The 17,410-nt window shown below is 61.5% G+C and carries 12 protein-coding genes; 3 read left to right on the top strand and 9 right to left on the bottom strand.

What is annotated here, in order from left to right:
- Positions 1-65: 65 nt before the first annotated feature.
- Together A4R35_RS13215 and tgt are read right to left on the bottom strand one after the other, a co-directional pair.
- The gene (locus A4R35_RS13215) at positions 66-884 is read right to left on the bottom strand and encodes a lipoate--protein ligase family protein (RefSeq protein ID WP_112430094.1); all 819 of its coding nucleotides are present in this window, start codon (positions 882-884) and stop codon (positions 66-68) included.
- Between the two features lie 32 nt (positions 885-916).
- The gene (tgt, locus tag A4R35_RS13210) at positions 917-2,155 is read right to left on the bottom strand and encodes a tRNA guanosine(34) transglycosylase Tgt (RefSeq protein ID WP_223258324.1); all 1,239 of its coding nucleotides are present in this window, start codon (positions 2,153-2,155) and stop codon (positions 917-919) included.
- Positions 2,156-2,665: 510 nt separating this feature from the next.
- Between tgt and A4R35_RS13205 the strand changes: the two genes are divergently transcribed.
- The 3 genes from A4R35_RS13205 (at position 2,666) to A4R35_RS13195 (ending at position 9,156) form a co-directional block, all read left to right on the top strand.
- Positions 2,666-2,971 carry a zinc-ribbon domain containing protein gene (locus A4R35_RS13205; protein ID WP_112430092.1) on the top strand — a complete coding sequence of 102 codons (306 nt, stop codon included), beginning with the start codon at positions 2,666-2,668 and terminating at the stop codon, positions 2,969-2,971.
- 431 nt (positions 2,972-3,402) lie between these two features.
- A complete protein-coding gene (locus tag A4R35_RS13200) occupies positions 3,403-6,033 on the top strand; it encodes a RelA/SpoT family protein (RefSeq protein WP_112430090.1) in 2,631 nt (876 codons plus the stop codon).
- Positions 6,034-6,573: 540 nt separating this feature from the next.
- Complete coding sequence (locus A4R35_RS13195; RefSeq protein WP_189361769.1) at positions 6,574-9,156, top strand: RelA/SpoT family protein; 2,583 nt, start codon at positions 6,574-6,576, stop codon at positions 9,154-9,156.
- A 163-nt stretch (positions 9,157-9,319) separates the two neighbouring features.
- Here the strand turns inward: A4R35_RS13195 and A4R35_RS13190 are convergent, their stop codons facing one another.
- The 7 genes from A4R35_RS13190 to ccsA all read right to left on the bottom strand — a co-directional run bounded on the left by A4R35_RS13190 (position 9,320) and on the right by ccsA (position 17,330).
- Positions 9,320-10,789, bottom strand: coding sequence for a helix-turn-helix transcriptional regulator (locus A4R35_RS13190; protein WP_112430086.1), 1,470 nt, complete (start codon positions 10,787-10,789; stop codon positions 9,320-9,322).
- 243 nt (positions 10,790-11,032) lie between these two features.
- Complete coding sequence (locus tag A4R35_RS13185) at positions 11,033-11,845, bottom strand: pseudouridine synthase (RefSeq protein ID WP_112430084.1); 813 nt, start codon at positions 11,843-11,845, stop codon at positions 11,033-11,035.
- Positions 11,842-13,065: a DUF2851 family protein gene (locus tag A4R35_RS13180; RefSeq protein WP_112430082.1), complete on the bottom strand. Its 1,224-nt coding sequence runs from the start codon at positions 13,063-13,065 to the stop codon at positions 11,842-11,844. The genes A4R35_RS13185 and A4R35_RS13180 overlap by 4 nt, the downstream gene beginning before the upstream one ends.
- A gap of 88 nt (positions 13,066-13,153) precedes the next feature.
- Positions 13,154-15,166 carry a hypothetical protein gene (locus A4R35_RS13175; RefSeq protein WP_112430080.1) on the bottom strand — a complete coding sequence of 671 codons (2,013 nt, stop codon included), beginning with the start codon at positions 15,164-15,166 and terminating at the stop codon, positions 13,154-13,156.
- A gap of 609 nt (positions 15,167-15,775) precedes the next feature.
- Complete coding sequence (locus A4R35_RS13170; RefSeq protein ID WP_112430078.1) at positions 15,776-16,270, bottom strand: DUF3054 domain-containing protein; 495 nt, start codon at positions 16,268-16,270, stop codon at positions 15,776-15,778.
- Between the two features lie 118 nt (positions 16,271-16,388).
- On the bottom strand, positions 16,389-16,535 hold the full coding sequence (locus A4R35_RS13165) for a CcmD family protein (protein ID WP_112430076.1): 147 nt from the start codon (positions 16,533-16,535) through the stop codon (positions 16,389-16,391).
- Between the two features lie 102 nt (positions 16,536-16,637).
- On the bottom strand, positions 16,638-17,330 hold the full coding sequence (gene ccsA, locus A4R35_RS13160) for a cytochrome c biogenesis protein CcsA (protein ID WP_112434180.1): 693 nt from the start codon (positions 17,328-17,330) through the stop codon (positions 16,638-16,640).
- Positions 17,331-17,410: the final 80 nt, after the last annotated feature.

Here is a 17,410-nt window from a genome sequence, read left to right as displayed (position 1 = left end):
CTGTGGCCGGCCAGGGCTTGAAGTGAGGGGACCGACCCCGCTAGGAAAACAGTAGTAACAACAGTTCAGACCAGAGTCACGCGCTCCTTGCGCCACTCCAGCTTACTATACTTCTCGGCCACGAGCTGCTCGGCCAGCTCCAGCTCGGAGCGGCTCAACTCACCGGGCACAAACTCCCGCTCCAGCGCCTGACCAAAGCCCTTGCGGAAAGCCTCTGCTACCTGCTCCCAGCTCGCGTCTGGAGCGAAAGCGTGTAGCGGCTGCGTCTTCTGGCGATAAAAGGCCAGGGCTGCAGCCCGGGCGGCCTCATCGGGGAAGCGCAGCAGCGCATAGAACTCCTCTGCCCGATCGTCCAGCGGCAGAGAACCCTGTTGCAGCAGGGCATCCTCGCGCCAGACCTGGGCGCTGCCCACCAGCTTGTAGCCGCCGCTGGTCAAATCAGCCTGGGTTGAAGAAGCGAAGCAGGCCGCCGAGGGATGCTTCTGCACGCGACCATCGCTGATCTCTGCCTGCACGCCCAACAAGGCCAGCGCCTCTAATAAGCCGTGGGCCAGATAGGCGTAAGCTGCCACCACTCCGGAAGGCACCCCATAACGTCGACTGATCACGATGCTGTAGGTGAACTCATCGCGGTGATAGACTGCACGGCCCCCGGTTGGACGGCGCACCAGAGCCACACCACGTTCGCGGCAGAGATCGCTGAGAATCTCGCGCTCCACATTCTGAAAGCGGCCCAGCGAGATCGACGGCTGTGACCAGCGGAAAACACGCAAGGTTGGCGGTGCCTCGCCGCGCAAGTGGTGAATGAGAATGGCCTCATCGATGGCCATATTCAGAGCCGCATCGTGCACACCGCTATCGAGAAAGCGAAACATCTCGGCCATAAGCTGCTATCCTTCTTCTCTCCAAACCGGGCTTAGGACGACGTTGCGCGGGAGGCCATTCGGGCCAGCCACTTCACTCGCTGTTCCTCGCGTGCCGTCTCTGAAGCTGGCACATAGCTGGCCAGGAAGGCATCGCGGAAAGCCGGGAAGGTCCCGGCCAGAATCGCTGCCCGCGCCTCCGCGGCCAGGCGCAGCATGAAGCGCAGATTATGAATGCTCCCCAGGCGATAGTAGAGCTGCTCCTCTGCCCGTGCCAGGTGGTGCAGGTAGGCAGCGCTATAGTTGCGACAGGTATAACAATCGCAGCCCTCCTCGACAGGGCCATGCTCTGTGCGAAAGCGGGCGCGCTTAATATTAACCCGTCCGCGGCGTGTAAAGAGGCCGCCGTGGCGCGCCACCCGCGTTGGCAGCACGCAGTCGAACAGATCCATTCCCAGATCGATCCCCATAATCAGGTCCTCGGGAGAGCCGACTCCCAGCAAATGGCGTGGCTTCTCGCGGGGCAGCGCGGGCGTTGTCGCGCGCAGCAGCTCCCACATCAGCGCTTTCGGCTCGCCGACCGACAGTCCCCCGATCGAGAGGCCGAAGAAAGGCAGAGAGCCGATGAAGCGAGCGCTCTCCTGGCGCAACTCAGGCTCGAAGGCCCCTTGGACGATGCCAAAGAGGGCCTGGGGACGCTCTGGGCGATGTGGACGCTGAGTGAAGGCTTCCAGGGCGCGCAGGGCCCAGCGGTGAGTGCGCTCCATAGCCTGGCGGGCCTCCTGGGGCGTACAGGGATAGCCGCTGCAGATATCCAGAGGCAGGACAAAATCGGCGCCCAGCTCGGCCTCGATCTGCAAGCCCCGCTCAGGAGTCAGCAGGTGCAGCGAGCCATCCAGGTGCGACTTAAACGTCACGCCTTCCTCGGTAAGCGTGCGCAGATGGCCCAGACTGAAGACCTGGAAGCCGCCGCTGTCGGTCAACATCGGGCCGGGCCAGCGCATAAAAGCATGCAGCCCACCGAAGCTATCGATCAACTCTGAACCGGGGCGTAGCATCAGATGGTACGTATTGGCGAGAATAATCTGCGCGCCCGTGGCCTGCACCTCCTCGGGGGTCAGACACTTGACCGTCGCCTGCGTGCCAACAGGCATAAAGATCGGCGTCTGAATCTGGCCGTGGGGAGTCTGGAGCGTACAGGCGCGGGCCCAGGTCGGGGCCGACGGCACTGGAGGATTCTCAACGTCGATCGTAAAAGCAAACGAGCTGGAACGAACCGCGAGTGCGTCCACTGGCCACTCCCTTTGCAACAACGAGCTTGCCTGATGAGAGGGGGCCGGCCCAGTCAAGTCAGCGCCGCCGGGTGGCTATGCCGGGCCGGGTTGACGAAGCCCTGAGTCACCAGGCAACCTCACTCACACCTATCTGCCGGGCGCGACTCCTCTGTTGAGAGAGTATAGCGAATTGGCAGGGTTTACGCAACGTTTCGCCCGAAGCACGCTCTATCTGGCGGCGACGCTGGCTCTTTTTGACAAAGCGAGAAACATCGTGAAACCAATGTAAGGCCGTCCACTTCACATGAAAAGCGCGTAAAAATATCAAAACGCTGACTGATTGGGACTAGAATCACTTGAAAAACAGCAAAAGTTGGTGTATGCTTTCAAGCGGTAATCCGAGACTGGTCTTGCGCACAGTGCCATCAGGCATGGGTCCCACGCTGCTCAGGGCGACAAACAGACTGGTGACAGAGGCCAGAAATGGACCTGAAAGGATACCGACCATACCACTAAGGAGGTCCTTGGTTGAGTTTCGTCGACAAAACTCTCAAGTGCCGTGATTGCGGAAACGAATTCGTCTTCACAGCAGGGGAACAGGAGTTTTTCCAGCAGAAGGGCCTGCTGAACCAGCCTGCGCGTTGCCCGGCCTGCCGGGCCTTGCGGCGTCAGGCAGCGGGAGGAGGCAGCCGGAGTGAGCGCGCGCCGCGTGAGATGCACACGGTGATCTGCGCCGAGTGCGGGCAGGAGGCCAAAGTGCCCTTCCTCCCTCGCAACGACCGGCCTGTCTACTGCAGCAGCTGTTATGATAAAGCGCGCGTAGCGCGACGCTAGCCGGCGACGTCCGCTGCAGATCAGTCCCTGATCGGACGAGCTGGACAGGTCAGGTTCATTGCCTGCATCCGGGCTGTGAGATGGCCAGGAGCGCAGGAGAGATGGGGACAGATAGCGTGCCCCTTGTTCGCCTCCCTCCACTGCGCGGCTCTGCTTGTGGCTCGCGCTCTTGTGAGGGAAGGTGATCCTGGAACGTAGGAATCATTGTAGCAATTTATCTGCTTCACGGACAAGACCAAGGTCTGCTCTTGGCCTTGTCTCTTTCTTTTCTTCGTTCATCGGCGCTCGGGTGCTCGCCGTCGACTGCTTGACAGTAATGCCTCGCACCTTATAATTACAAGGTAATACACAGGCAGGTGTCTAACATTTCTCAACGGCCAGCTAAATTTGTTGAACAGTATACGCACAGGCAGAGGATCGGGTACCCAGATATGGATTCACGTGAACAAAATGGAAGCCGGCATGAGGCGGGTACCCTGATGGGGCCAGAGGGAACTGATGGCCGACTCGTGGCCTCGATGGTTTCCCCAGATATGAGCGTGGACACCGATGCACTCATCACTGCAGCCCCGGATGCCGCCAGTCAGGATCAGGATCGGCAAGGGCGGCGACAGCGAACCTGGACGGTGATCTATCCATATCAGCCCTCTGATGGGCATCTGGAGGGCGATGCCCTTAAGCAATTGCTGGCGGAGACGCGGGCTTATCTCTCGCCACAGGATCTGGCGAAGATCGAGCGGGCTTACGAGCTGGCGAATCGGGCCCATATGGGGGTACGGCGTCGCTCGGGCGAGCCATATATTCAGCATCCGCTGGCGGTGGCGCTTATTCTGACTCAGATGCGCATTGACGCCGATGGCATTGTGGCCGCCTTGCTCCATGATGTGGTTGAGGATAGCGATTATACCCTGGAGGAGGTGCGGGCCCAGTTTGGTCCGGCGGTGGCGACCATTGTGGACGGGGTGACAAAGTTTGATGCTCTGGCCGGCAAGCCTGGGTCCGGCTCCCCGTCCGAGAGCGGGGCGTGTGCGCCTGCCCCCGAGTCCGAACGCGCAGAGGAGGCTGGGCGCGATCTCAAGAGCCGCCTGCGCTCCGAAACGGTGCGCAAGATGCTCCTGGCAATGGCGGAAGATCCGCGCGTGGTGGTCATTAAGCTGGCCGACCGCCTGCATAATATGCGTACGCTCAGCGCCATGCCGCCGGCCAAGCAGCAGATTATTGCCCGCGAGACAAGCGAGATCTATGCGCCACTGGCGCGACGGTTGGGCATGGGCCTGGTGCAGGCCGAGCTGGAGGATCTGGCTTTTTATTATCTGGAGCCGGAGCGCTACGAGCGTCTGGCGCGTGAGGTCGAGGAAGAGCGGCGCAAACGTCAGCCGTATGTTGATGCCGTCTGCAGCGCCATTGATGAGGAGATGCGCCGCGCCGAGATTCATGCCGAGGTGCTGGCCTGGCAGAAGCATCTGGCCAGTATCAACCGCAAGTTGCTGCAGAGCGGCGGCGAGGTTAGTCAGCTGCATGACCTGGTCTCGTTCCGTATCCTCGTTGATAGTGACCACGACTGTTATCTGGCCCTTGGCCATATCCATGCTCTCTGGCGGCCAAAAGATGGGCGCATCAAGGACTATATCGCTACCCCCAAGGTCAATGGCTACCAGTCCCTTCATACGACGGTCTTCTGCCTCGATGATCGCCTCGCTGAAATCCAGATCCGCACCCATGAGATGCAGCGCACGGCGGACTATGGGATCGCCAGCTATTGGTACCTGCGTGAGCGCGGTGGCTCTCGCCTCTCCTATCGGGAGATGATCGCCTGGATCGAGCAGCTGCGCGAGTGGCAGCGCGAGCTGCCGCAGAGCGCCGACGATTTCATAGAGGCCGTCAAGGGCGATATCTTCCAGGAGCAGATTTTTGTTTTTACCCCCAAGGGGGAAATTAAGGATCTTCCCCGCGGATCGACCCCGGTCGATATGGCCTATCGTATCCACACGGATATCGGCGATCACTGCGCGGGGGCGCGAATCATCACCAGCCTGGGCGACAGCGAGCGCCTGGTGACGCGCCTGGTCCCGCTGGATTATGAGCTGAAGAGTGGCGAAATTGTCGATATTGTGACCAACCAGGCGATTCATCCGACACGCGACTGGCTGACCTTTGTGCGTACGGCCAATGCGCGAACCAAGATTAAGCGCTACCTGAAGAATCACGAGCGTGAAATCAATCTGCAGCTTGGACGCGAGCGGCTGGATCTGGCGCTGAAGGCGGCGGGAGCGGTGGGTCTTGAGGCTCTGCGCGATGAGGAGCTGCTGCCCTTGGCGAGCGCGCGCAAATATCAGTCGGTGGAGGCCCTCTATGTGGCTCTTGGACGAGGTGATCTGCCAGTAGAGGACCTGGTCGAGCAGCTGCTACCAGTCTTGCGCGAGCGTGGGGCGTTGCGGCAGGCCGAAACCATTGCTGGATCATCTGACTCCGGAGGGCTGCCGGTGGTCGCTGGCCCGGCGCTCAATGGGCACCGTTTGCCTGCACCAGGTGCGGAGGCTCAGACCAGCGCACGGCCTCCGGCCCCTGGTGTGGCCACACGCCTCGCTCATTGCTGTTGTCCCCTGCCAGGGGACACCATTGCTGGCTTTCTCAGCCCGAATAAGGGATTGATCGTTCACCGCCAGGATTGCCGTACGCTCCAGCGCTTCCGCGAGCGTGTCAAAGGTCGGATCTTTGCTCTGGACTGGTCGCAGGTCAAGACGCAGTCCTATCTAGCCCCTATCACTATTGTGGCCCGTGATCGGGCTGGCCTCCTGCGTGATGTAGCGGCGGTGGTCAGTGATGCTGGCATCAACATGACGGCGGTCTCCTCAACGACGAATCCAGCCTTGCAGAAGGCCGTGATTACGGCAACGATGGAGATCCAATCGGTGGACCAGATCGAGCGCGTTTTCAAACGCTTGCTCCAGGTCAAAAGCGTGGTTAGCGTGCGGCGCAACCTGGGGCATCGGGCCGGCCAGAGTGGTAGAGTCAATAGCCGCATAGGCGAGGAGAGCACCCTTTCTGAGCCACTCAGCTAATCCGGCAGGGCAAAGAGCGTTTTTGAACAGCAAGCGAGCGGAACGCTGCTCTGTGGCCGCTCTCTTGCTGGTGCTCTCCTTCGTTGCCAGGCGACGTGCTCCCTACCTTTGACTGAGTAGGTAGACGTGGGCGGCTGAGCTTGCCGCTGTTGCCGCTGTGACAGGCTGGCTGCGAGCCATTTCTCTCCTCTCGTGTGATGGTACTCTTTACCCTGGGGTTGTCCAGGAGATGTCATCTTTGTTCGCCGAACTGATTGCGCTTTGATTCCGCGCTGGCAGGGGTTCCCCTGGGGTCTGTGCCTGCTGAGGGCAGCTAGACAAGGCTATCTGCAAGGTCTATAATCTGAAAGGATGTACTGCTAGAACCTGTGGAACTCTAGGCCCGGGATGCTGCCAGGAACGAGTGAAGGGGCACATTGGTCGAAAAGAACGGTGGCAGGGCCTCTGACGATTCTTGTAAAGCTACCCTGGAAGAACGATAAGTGAATCTGCACGAGACCATATCCTGCAGTTTTCTGCATGAAATATAGAAATGTGCACATGGTAGAGATGACGATCGAGCCTGAGTCAGGCCGGCAGTTGGGAGAGCGCTTATCCGTATCCGTGTCTGCGGCGGGGGCGCCGGGGGAAGTGGAAACCGGCGGAGGTCTGACCATTGCTGTTGGAGAAAAGCCCCCCGACGAGCGTGCGGCAGAAACCTTGCTGGCTCGCGTCCGCGAATATATGTCTCCCGCTGAAATTGAGCAGGTGCAGCATGCTTTGCGCCTGGCGCAGGAGCGCTGTCGCGGCGTCAGGGGAAAGCGTGCCCTTCCTCCCCTGGAACATGCGCTGGGGGTGGCCCTGATCCTGGCCGAGATGCGCATCGATGCCATCGGCGTCGCCGCGGGCCTGATTTTCGAGGCGGTTGATGCCGAGCTGCTCTCGTTGGAGCATGTGGCTGAGGAGCTGGGGCAGCCGGTGGCGCGAGTAGTGAGCAGTATGCTGCGCCTCAACATTCTGGAGCGCAAGAAGCATGTTGGCGCTCAGCTCTTGCCGGCGGGCCGTAGCGAGGTGGAGAGCAGCCGCGAGAGCCGCAAGCGGCGCAACCGCGATGCGCTGCAGCATCAGCAGGCGGAGACGGTGCGCAAGATGTTTCTGGCCATGTCTGATGACCCGCGGGTCGTTCTGCTGAAGCTGGCCTATCGCCTGCATGCGATGCGTATGTTGCGCGATCCAGTTTTCCAGTATGACCCGCAGGAGCGGCTGACAATGGCGCGCGAGACGCGCGAGATTTATGCACCGCTGGCGGGCCGCCTCGGGATGTCGCGCGTGGAGTGCGAGCTGGAGGACCTGGCTTTCGAGATCTTGCAGCCTGTGCAATATGCCTGGGTCCGCGATCAGATGGAGGCCGAGAAAAAGCAGTGGGGGGCCTATGTGGAGAAGGTCTGTGAGATTCTGCGCCGTGAGATGGCGGCCATCGGCCTGAAACATGTGGAGGTCTCTGGGCGCATTAAGCACCTCTACAGCTTCTATAAGAAGATTCTGCGCGCCGCTGGTCTGCCAACCCAGCCGAGCCTGCTTGGCACAGAGAGCCTGGAGGACTTGAAGCGCGGCCTGGATCTGAATCAGATCCATGATGTGATCGCCTTCCGCATCCTGGTGGAGACCACCCAGGATTGTTATCTGGCCTTGGGCCATGTCCATAGCCTCTGGAAGCCTAAAGAGGGCCGTATTAAGGACTATATTGCCAATCCCAAGCCGAATGGCTATCAGGCCCTCCATACGACGGTCTTCTGCGTCGACGAGCAGTTGGTGGAGATTCAGATCCGCACCTTTGAGATGCATCAGATCGCTGAGTATGGGGTGGCCATGCACTGGCACTATAAGGATGTGGGGGATCACGCTTCTCCTTCGGCCAAGGAGCTGTTGACCTGGCTACGCCAGCTGGCTGAGTGGCAGCGCGAGCTGCGGGCTTCGCAGAGCGGCGAGTCTGAGCCGCCGGAGACTTCGCGCAGCGATCCGTTCTCTGAGCAGATCTTTGTCTTTACGCCCAAGGGTGAGGTCAAGGATCTGCCAGTTGGCTCGACGCCGATCGATTTCGCCTATCGCATCCATAGCGAGATCGGCAACCACTGCGCTGGCGCGCGCATCATTACGGAGATGGGCGCTGGCGAGAGTGAGCGGCTGGTAGCGCGCATGGTTCCCCTCGACTACGAGCTGAAGAATGGAGAGATCGTCGATATTACGACAAGCCGCACGGCTCATCCGAGCCGTGACTGGCTCAATTTTGCGCGCACAGCCACGGCTCGCAGCCATATTCGTCGTTATCTGAAGGCCCATGAGCGCGATATCAATATCCAGATTGGGCGGGAGCGCCTGGATCGCGAGCTGAAAGCCCTCGGCGTCCGCGGACTGGAGGTGCTGACGGAGGATCTGCAGGATCGCTTGCTGGAAGAGTACAACGCTCAGCGCGAGCAGCGGGAGCCGCGCCTGGCTTCCTTTGAGGATCTGCTGGCGGCTATTGGCAGCGATAAAATCCGCCAGCACTGGGTGGCGGTGCGCCTGGGCGAGTATCTGCAGATCCGCGACCGCGATGGACGTGAGCGTGAGAATGGCGCTCACCAGGAGGAGGAGCCGCTGCTGCCAACGAGCGGTACGAAGGAGGCTCCAGCGGTCAATCTCTGTGTCGATGGCGTCACTGGCCTGCTGACACGTCTGGCGAACTGCTGCTGCCCTCTGCCCGGCGATCCTATCGTGGGCTTTATTAGCCGTGGCCGCGGCGTGATCGTGCATCGGGCCGATTGCCCCAATATCGCCCGCTACCGTGAGCATAGCAGCGAACGCTTGATTACGGTGAGCTGGGCCGGCGTGGAGCAGTCGCACTATCTGGCCCCGATCGTAGTGACGGCCCGCGATCGCCCGGGCCTGATGCGCGATATTGCTGGAGCCATCGCCGAGCTGGGCATCAATATGGCTGCTTTGTCTACTCATACCAACGGCTCACGTGAGTTGGCGGTGGTCAATGCAACGCTGGAGATCGAGAACCTGGAGCAGCTCCAGCGTGTCATCGCCCGCCTTGAACGAGTAAAGGATGTATTGCAGGTAGGGCGCGATTTGAAGCGTACCCGCAGGCGTCAGGGTTGAGGCCGCGTCGCCGTCGCTGACGCTCGCGACCTTGAGCTTCGGCTGGCTGCGCTGCCATTGCCGGTGCTTGTCGGTGAATGCGCGTCGACTGCTCGCCGTGGTTGCTCCTCGTCTGCCATCTCCCTGGTAACTCTTCCCCGGGCCCGGGGCGAGGATACGTCGTCTACTCCAACCAATGGAGACGCAGGGCGCTGACTATCGCCTGAGTCCGATTGCGGGCCTTGAGCTTGCGCTTGATGGCCTCGATATCTGCTTTGACGGTCTCAACACTGAGCGCAAGCTGCTGAGCGATGGTCTGGTTACTGGCTCCAGTGCTGAGCAGCTGCAGTATCTGGCGCTCGCGCGGCGTGAGTGGCGAGTCGGCGCTTCCCTGGGGAAAGCGAGCTTCAAGGCGTGTGCCCTGCCGGGGGGCGCTCTGGATCGTCAGGCTACCACCGGCCCGCTGGACGCGCTCGCGCATCAAGTAGAGCCCCAGCTGGTGCTGTAGGCCACTCTCGCGTTGCTCTGGCGTAAAGCCCTTTCCGTTATCTTCAATCCTCACCACGAGTGTTCCATCCTGATGCTGCATCCTGAGACTGACACGGCTGGCCTGCGCATGCTTGCGTACGTTATTGAGTGCCTCTTGCACGAGGTGGAAGATCGTTGGCTCGAGATGGTGAGGGATGGCCAGCGGCTGCTCTATCCTTTCTTCCAGGATAATGGATGGCTCGGCTCGCTGGAAGTCTTCCAGCAGCGAGTGCAGGGCCAGCTCAAAGCTGACCTCACCGAGCGGCGCGGGGGCCAGGGTAGCGATGGTTTCGCGTAGGCGCTCCAGGCTCTGGCGCAGTTGCTGCTGGGCTTCTGTCAGGGCGTGTCTGGCTTCCTCTGGCTGGCTCTCCAGCTGGCGGCTTGCGGCCTCTAGCTGATGAAGGATGTGCGCTAATTCCTGAGCCAGACTATCGTGGAGCGTGTGGGCAAGGCGCGCTCGTTCTTCTTCGATGGCCGCTTCTGAGGGCGGTAAGGGGCTGGGCGCAGCGGCTACCGCTGCGGAGCCGCTGCGCCTTCTATGGGGACGGCTCTCGGTCGCCTGCTCATAAGCGACTGCCACTGTTGGCGACGAAACAGAGGGGAGGTAGTGGGCGAGCAGCGACAGGCAGAGCTGGAAGAGGTTGCTCTTGAGTAGGGTCGCAGGATCACTTTGAGTGGCTAATTGGCTGCCCTGGCGGCGAGTGAAGCAGAGGACCAGGAGAGCGCTGGCGGGCTGACCAGCCTGCCCAAGAGGACAGAGGAGCAGGCTCCCAACGGAGCCGCTCCAGTAGCGCTCGCTGGGCAGGGCCTGCGGCTCTTGCTGGATAGAGGAGATGAAGCGCGGGGCCTGGCTGCGCATGACGCTGCCGAAGATGCCGCTCAGGGGGATGAGTTCGATAGTACCAGCCTGGCGCTGGCTGTGGCTGTGAGCAGGAGGGCGCGAAGGCGGGCGGCCACTGCTCGCCAGCAGGCGCAGATGCTGGGTGTCCTCTTCACTGAGGAAGAGCAGACTGCGCCGGGCAGCGCTACCCTGGCGCAGAAAGTCGAGAAGCAAACGTCGCCCTTCTCCCTCGGGCAGGCGTTGGAGGCGCTCGATAATCTCTAGCAGCCGCTCCGCTCTGAGCATGGGAGGTCTCTCTCGATCAGGGCTGTGGTGAAGAGCAGGCACGCTCGCTGGTGAGGTTGGTACGACGGCATGGCCTCTGTTCTGGTTTGCGATGCTCTTGCTCTTACCATACCCCGGGGATACAAGCTATGTCTTCCTATGTAAAAGGAAGCTTCTATGGCGAGCAGTGGGTAGCCATCAGGGGAGGGGATTCTCTGTTGTCCTCCGCTCTCCTGGGAAGCGATCAGAGGCCAGGACGGATGACTAGGAGCGGCCTTTTTGGGACTGGGCCGAGGGTGCTGCTGCGCTGGAAGAAGCTGTCTGGTTCTTCGGAGAGCGGAGAGCAGCGATTTCGGCCTCAGTCAGCGGGCGCCAGGCGCCGGGTGGTAAGTCACCCAGGGTCAGGGGGCCAATCGCGACCCGTTGCAGCTCCAGGACGGGATGACCGACGCTGGCCAGCATGCGCCGTATCTGCCGTTTTCGCCCCTCGTGCAGGCATAGCTCTAACCACGTGCCGGTAGCGGTTCGGCGTAGCTGCCGTACGCCAACGGGAGCGGTGCGGTAGAAGCGGCCATTGTCTTCCTTGATCATCACTCCCTGGCGGAGTTGTTCCAGGGTGGTGGGGGAGGGATGGCCCTGCACGAGTACGCGATAGCGTTTCTCTGGAGCAAAGCGTGGATGCGTCATCTGCAGCGCAAACTCGCCATCGTTGGTCAGCAGCAGCAAGCCGGTGGTCTCCAGGTCGAGCCGCCCCACGGGATAAAGACGCAGGTGGCGCAGCTGCTTGGGCAGCAGGTCGAGCACTGTGGGCCGTCCCTGGGGGTCACTCACGGTGCTGACGTAGCCCGCTGGCTTATGGAGCATGAGATAGAGATGGTGCTTCGGCGCCTGGATAGGCCGACCGTCAACGGTAATCCTGTCTCGCTCGGGATCGATGCGTGTCGCCGGCGTGGTCACGGTCTCTCCATTGACCTGTACTCGCCCGCTGAAGATGAGAGCTTCGGCGTGGCGACGCGAGGCGACGCCGGCATGGGCCAGAAAGCGAGCGAGGCGCTCTGTGCCTGTCGATGCGCTCATAGCAACTTCTTTCCTGCCATGCAGATGCCGCAGCGTTTGGCGCGGCAGGTTTCTTGATAGATGTGGTGTAGGCCCTGTTGCTGACAGGCGAGCCGCGGCTCGACGGGGAGCAGAAGCTGCCGAGACATGGCCCGTGTGACCTGGTTGGAGGGCAGGGCTGGATACGACTGGTAGAGCTGCTGGGCCTGGTGAGCAAGAGGCTCGCTCCTCTCGATCAGGGCGACAGCGTAGGCAAAGGGCAAGACAACGTTACAGATGAGAATATCGCTGCGCGCACTGCTGAGAGGGGCCAGGGCGGCCCGCAGCTCGGCGATTGCCTGTTTGGGCTTCTCGATGCTCAAGGCGGGCTGCAGTCTCGCCCAGGCACCCGTCGTAGACCAGCGGGCTACCAGCAGACCCAGGGTCTGGAGGCGCGCCGCATCCAGCGGAGGCGGTTTCGACGCTCGTCCTTCTGGCTCGGGCAGCGCCGTCGTGAAACCAAGCAGACGCTGACCGCAGGCGCGGAAAAAGCGACGATTGCGCCCATAGCCCAGGCCCTCGGCCAGCGCTGTGATCAGGCAGACGTCGTAGGCCGAGAAGGGATCCCGGGCTTCGGCCTGACGCAGGGCTGCTACAAAGCTGGCGGCTTTCTCTTCAAAGCGCAGAGTGCCGGCCAGAGTCAGGAGACGTGCACGGTCCTCCGCTGTCATCTCGGGCCAGAGACGCTGACAGGGCCAGCGCGCTGGAGAGCCATCGGCGGCCAGCGGGAACAGTCGCAGCTCGGCAGGAGTGATCACTGCGTCGTAGAGAGAGCAGACGGGGACGAGGCTGCCGTCCTGACGCCGTGGGGGTATGGTTTGGTCGCAGATCAACACGACATGGAGAATGACCTCGTTGTAGCGTGTGTCGCGATGGTGACCATGCGTCTGCCAATCGCTGGAGCGCACGTGCAGCTCGACATCGCCGACCAGCTCCTGCTCTCCATTGTGCAGGACGGCGTCGCGAACATCCGGTCCACAGCGGCCCCCGGGTCGCCCAGGAAAGAGCAAGAGCAGCGAACCGCCCTGACTCAACGGGAGCAAAGCCCCGGGCTGGAGTGCCCACCAGCGACGCGCCACCTCATCCTCGCTCAAGTTGCTGCCTGGACCTGGGGCCTGACTCTCGGCCACCGCTGGCGCACCGCTTCTCCCTCTCTCCGATCCCGTGAACTCCTTTCTTCGTTGCCTCTCACCCATTTGCATCCCAATCACAGTCCTGCCTCTCCTCTACTTGTTCTCTTCTCCTCTGGAGGTAGCTTGCGCGGGCAGCGTCGTCACCTTGCCAGTGACCTCAGCTGCTCTCACTCTGTTCCGCCTCGCTGGCTGTCTGGGCCGGCTCAGCGCTAAGCATTTCATGCCGGGTCTCCTCCTGTCCAGCAGTCGGCAGTGGGGTCTCAGCAATGAGGCTCTCCTCTTGCTCTCCCTTTTCGTGGTGGGTCGTGGTCATCACTGTCTCCGCAGCCCCCTCATGGTCCTCGTGAGCCTCGCTCTCTGGTAGAGCGTTCGTCTGGGCGGTCTCTGCCGCTGTGCTCTCTTGCGCCTCGACGGGGACCGACAAAGGCTCTGGCTCTGGGATGGCAGTTGCTATCTCGCTGGGAGCAGTTACCTCTGGGGAAGTTGCTGTCTCGGCCTCGGGAGAGGCTTCCTCTTCAGCGCTCACTGGCTCCTCTCTTTCCTGGGTGCTCAGTGTTGCCTCCCCGGCTTCCATAGCTTCTGCTGCCTGCTCCTGGGGCAGAGCCGCAGGCGGGGCTGCTTGCGCTGCCGAGCCTGTCTCCGCTGGCTCTAGCTGCTCTTCCCCTTGAGACGCTGCTGGCTCAAGGTCAGCTTGCTCTTCCTCGGGCAGCGAGATGGCCTCTGCCGGCTCCTTCTCCTGGCTGAGTGCAGGCAGCTCCGAACCGGGCTGTACCGCCATTGACGTTCCTGCCAATTCCACTTCAACTGTTCGAATAGTCTTTTCTGTCTCACTATAATAGTCTTGATTGTTTTGCTCTTTTTGCTTATCTGGCTCGACTGGTTGGCTAACTGCCGTGTTCTGGGCAGGGGCTGGTACGTTAAGATCATCCACTGCCGGGGCAATGGCCTGGGCCCAGTGCTCGACCTCGCGCGCCGTTGTCTGGGCCACCTCGGCGGCGTGGCTTGCCTGAGCTACCGCTTGTTCAACCTCTGCCAGCTCCTGCGCGAGATGACGGCCTGACGGCAGCAGTTCGAGACGAGCCACGGCCAGGGTTGCGCGTTCGATTGCCAGTCTGGCAGCCTCCTCTGCGGCCTCTGCAGCGGCCCGCGCCTCGCGCACCAATTCGGCGGGCGAAGCCGGTAGCAATGACGAGGCAAGCACTGCCGGCGTCACGCGAGAGAAATCAGCCTCTTCATCGTCGCTCTCGGTCTCGGGTAGCTCAGGGGGTTCATCGAAGCCATAGAGGGCTGCCTGGCGCAGACGCTCAGCCGAAGGTGGCGCTGGGGAAGCTGGCTGACTGGTCTGCTGCGGCGCGGCAGGCGCCGAAGAGGTAACTTCCTCAGCAGCATAGGCAGGAGGCTCGTTCAGCGACTCCTCCTGCGTCGAGACAGCGCTATTCCTGTCAGCTGCCAACTGGCTCACCCAATCTGGATCAGGCGGTCGCTGCCCTCCAGGAGCTACCTCCTGATCCTGGTCAGAGGCGTGCCAGGCAGTGTTTGCCGGTTCAAACGCAGCTGGAGTCTGGTCGATGCTGCTCTCGGGGACCCCTTCCGCCGTATCTGCTGGCGAGGGAGAAGACAGGCCAGGCCGTCCCCAGCTGGCCCGTAGCTGCTCCTCACGCCGTCCTTCCTCCAGGAGCAGGTGTGTCAAAGCCTGCAGCTCCTTAAGCGCCGGATTGCCACTAGCAGTCTCACCGATCTCAGCTGAGATTCCGGGGGCAGCCGCTTCCCTCTCCGCCGAAGGAGGCATTGGAGAGACCTCTCCCGAGGAAACCGCCGTTTGCTCTCGATCCCTGTCATCCTCTCCTGCGGAGGGCGCCGTCTCTGGCAGTCTGCTGGTGGTCTCGAACTGGGGCTGGGGCGCTGAAGCTGGTGCTCCCTCAGTCAGCGCCTCCAGGGTCTGTAGTTGCTGACGAACCAGCGAGAGCCGTTCTTCAAGACGTTGTAGGCGGGCTGTCCGCTTCTCCAGGCGAGCCTGCGCCCGATTCAAGCGCTCGACCGCTTTCGCTCGGGCCGTCTGGGCTTTCTGCAGGCGTTGAAGCAGGCGGCGCTCGCGCTTGCGCAGCTTCTTTGTCAGGTCGACCAGAGCCTCTTGTGGCTCTGCCTCATGGTCAGATGGCACCTGCGTCATGGCGCTCTTCTCTCCTCTTGTCTTCTCTGCTCTGAGACTGGTTGGTGACTGCCGCTGGATAAAAGCAGGCGAATGAGCGAACGCCCCTGCGCCCTCAGTCTCGCCTGGCTGCACTGAGGCCGGTCGGACAACCCGCCGCTCTTTCCGGAGTCAACTCATCCACCTATCCAGCTCTTTAGCCACCAGACCACGCGATCAATCAAGCTACCTGCCTCGCTGCCATCTGCCTACTGCCTACCTCAGTTTGCTGCGCTCACGGCACGACTGCGGCGGCTGGTGAAGGGAAGGGGGTCGCTTCACTGGCCGGGCCGGATCGTGTCCGGCCATAGCCTGAGTCGGGCCAGGGTCTACTTGCGGTAATGAGCTAACGAATCGTCAATGAGTACGAGTGTGTGCCCCACCCTCCTTTCGGAGAGGATAGCGCATCGTCTCCGAGATTGCAATAGACGCCTGCTGGAGGCCAGTGGGCTGGTAAATCTGGGGGAGAGCCAGAGACAGACAGACGCCCTTGCCAGGCAGGGCAGAGAGGAAGAAGCGAGTGTGTTGAGGAATCTATTGACGGGCACAGGCTTCCTTCCACTGTCCAGTCAGCTCTGCCCCTGCTGGCGGCTAGTGAAGACCACGGGTCCGCCCGCTCCGGTACCAGGCGAATGGCCAGCGCCAGACCATCAGGAGCACCAGGACAGTGAAGAAGACCACCAGCGAGAACGTCAGGAAAGCATCGAGTGGGACAGGATGCAAGCGCTCGACGAAGAGCCAGCGCATTCCCATTGCCACCGGCCAGGAGATGATCCAGGCGCGCAGCGTATAGAACGTCATGAGGCGCGTGCTCGTCTCCAACTTGCGACGATAGACTCCCAGCCAGGGGGCGACCAGGAACCAGCCCAGCATGAAAGGCAGAGCCACCGTCACGATTTGAGCAGGAAGGACCCCGCCGTTCAACTCATGATGGCTCGTCAAGCCGAAGAAAGCAAACAGTAGAAAAACGAGTACATCCCCAACTACCAGGTTGGCCACGTAGCCAGGCGTCGTCTTCAGGGGGGCAGGGGACGACGCCGGTGGCTGCTGACCAGGCTCTTCGAGGTTTCTCTCCATTGCTGCCATTATTCTGTTTCTCCTGAACAATCTATGCCAAAGATCATATCACAAAGGAAAGGCAAGAGGGACCTGGCCCCTTAACTCAGGCAGATCACGCCTCTCTCCACGTCTGGTAGCGTGGCGGCTACTCTTGTCGCGCTTCGTGCTCACGCACCAGCTCCTCGACCGCCGCCAGCTCAGTGCGCACCGCGCGAATGCGCAGCGCGATGAAGGCCAGATAAGCGAACAGCCCGGCCCACACCAGGGCGTAAGCGATGACCATATACACCATGTTGTCAGTACCTCCTCTTCCTCGACGCTGGCTCCGTGCCGGACAGGCAGCGGGCCGCAACGTAGGCCAACATCATCGACGCTTTGCACCTTCCTCTTATTATCAATCGACTACCTGCAGACGGGCGCGCAGCCGCGACGTCAGATGTTGGAGACGTACCAGCTGATAGAGTTGGATCAGCAGCACGCAGTAAAAGAGCGTGAAGCTGGCCAGGGAGAGCATCAGGACCAGTACGACCGAGGGGGGGAGGGCCCCAGGGGTGCCGATCTCCGCTGCTGGGTGGAGGGTACGCCACCAGTTTACCGATTCATAGATAATAGGGACATCGATCACGCCGAGGATTGCCAGCACCGCGCCGGCGCGCGCACTCGTAGACGTTTTGCCAAGATAGCTGCGCAGCATCAGATAAGCGATGTAGAGGAACCAGAGAATCAGGCTCGTCGTCAGGCGGGCGTCCCAGGTCCACCAGGTGCCCCAGGTCGCACGGCCCCAGAGTGAGCCAGTCACCAGCGTCAGCGTCGTAAAGATGGCGCCGGCCTCTGCGGCAGCCAGCGCCAGCCAGTCCCAGCGCTCGTCTTCGCGCCACAGATAGACAGCCCCTCCCAGGGCCACAATCACGAATGAGAGCATGGCCAGCCAGGCCACTGGCACATGAAAGTAGAAAATACGCTGTGAGAGGCCCTCGATAGCATCTGTGGGGGCATAGAGAAAGATCACCCAGATAGAGATCATCATGCCCACAAATGCCAGGGCGCCTAGCAGCAGCGAGGCAATAGGCAAGGTGGGCCTTCTCATCGGCGCTGCGGCCTCCTGAAGGGGCGCGCCTGTCTTATTGATCACAGCCATACGTGCCGTTTTCCTCCTGGCGGGCTGGC

The organism is Thermogemmatispora tikiterensis (assembly GCF_003268475.1).
In the GTDB taxonomy this organism is placed as follows: Bacteria; Chloroflexota; Ktedonobacteria; order Ktedonobacterales; family Ktedonobacteraceae; genus Thermogemmatispora; species Thermogemmatispora tikiterensis.
Note: the sequence above shows the minus strand (reverse complement) of the source record. Positions and strands in the feature narration are given on the sequence as shown.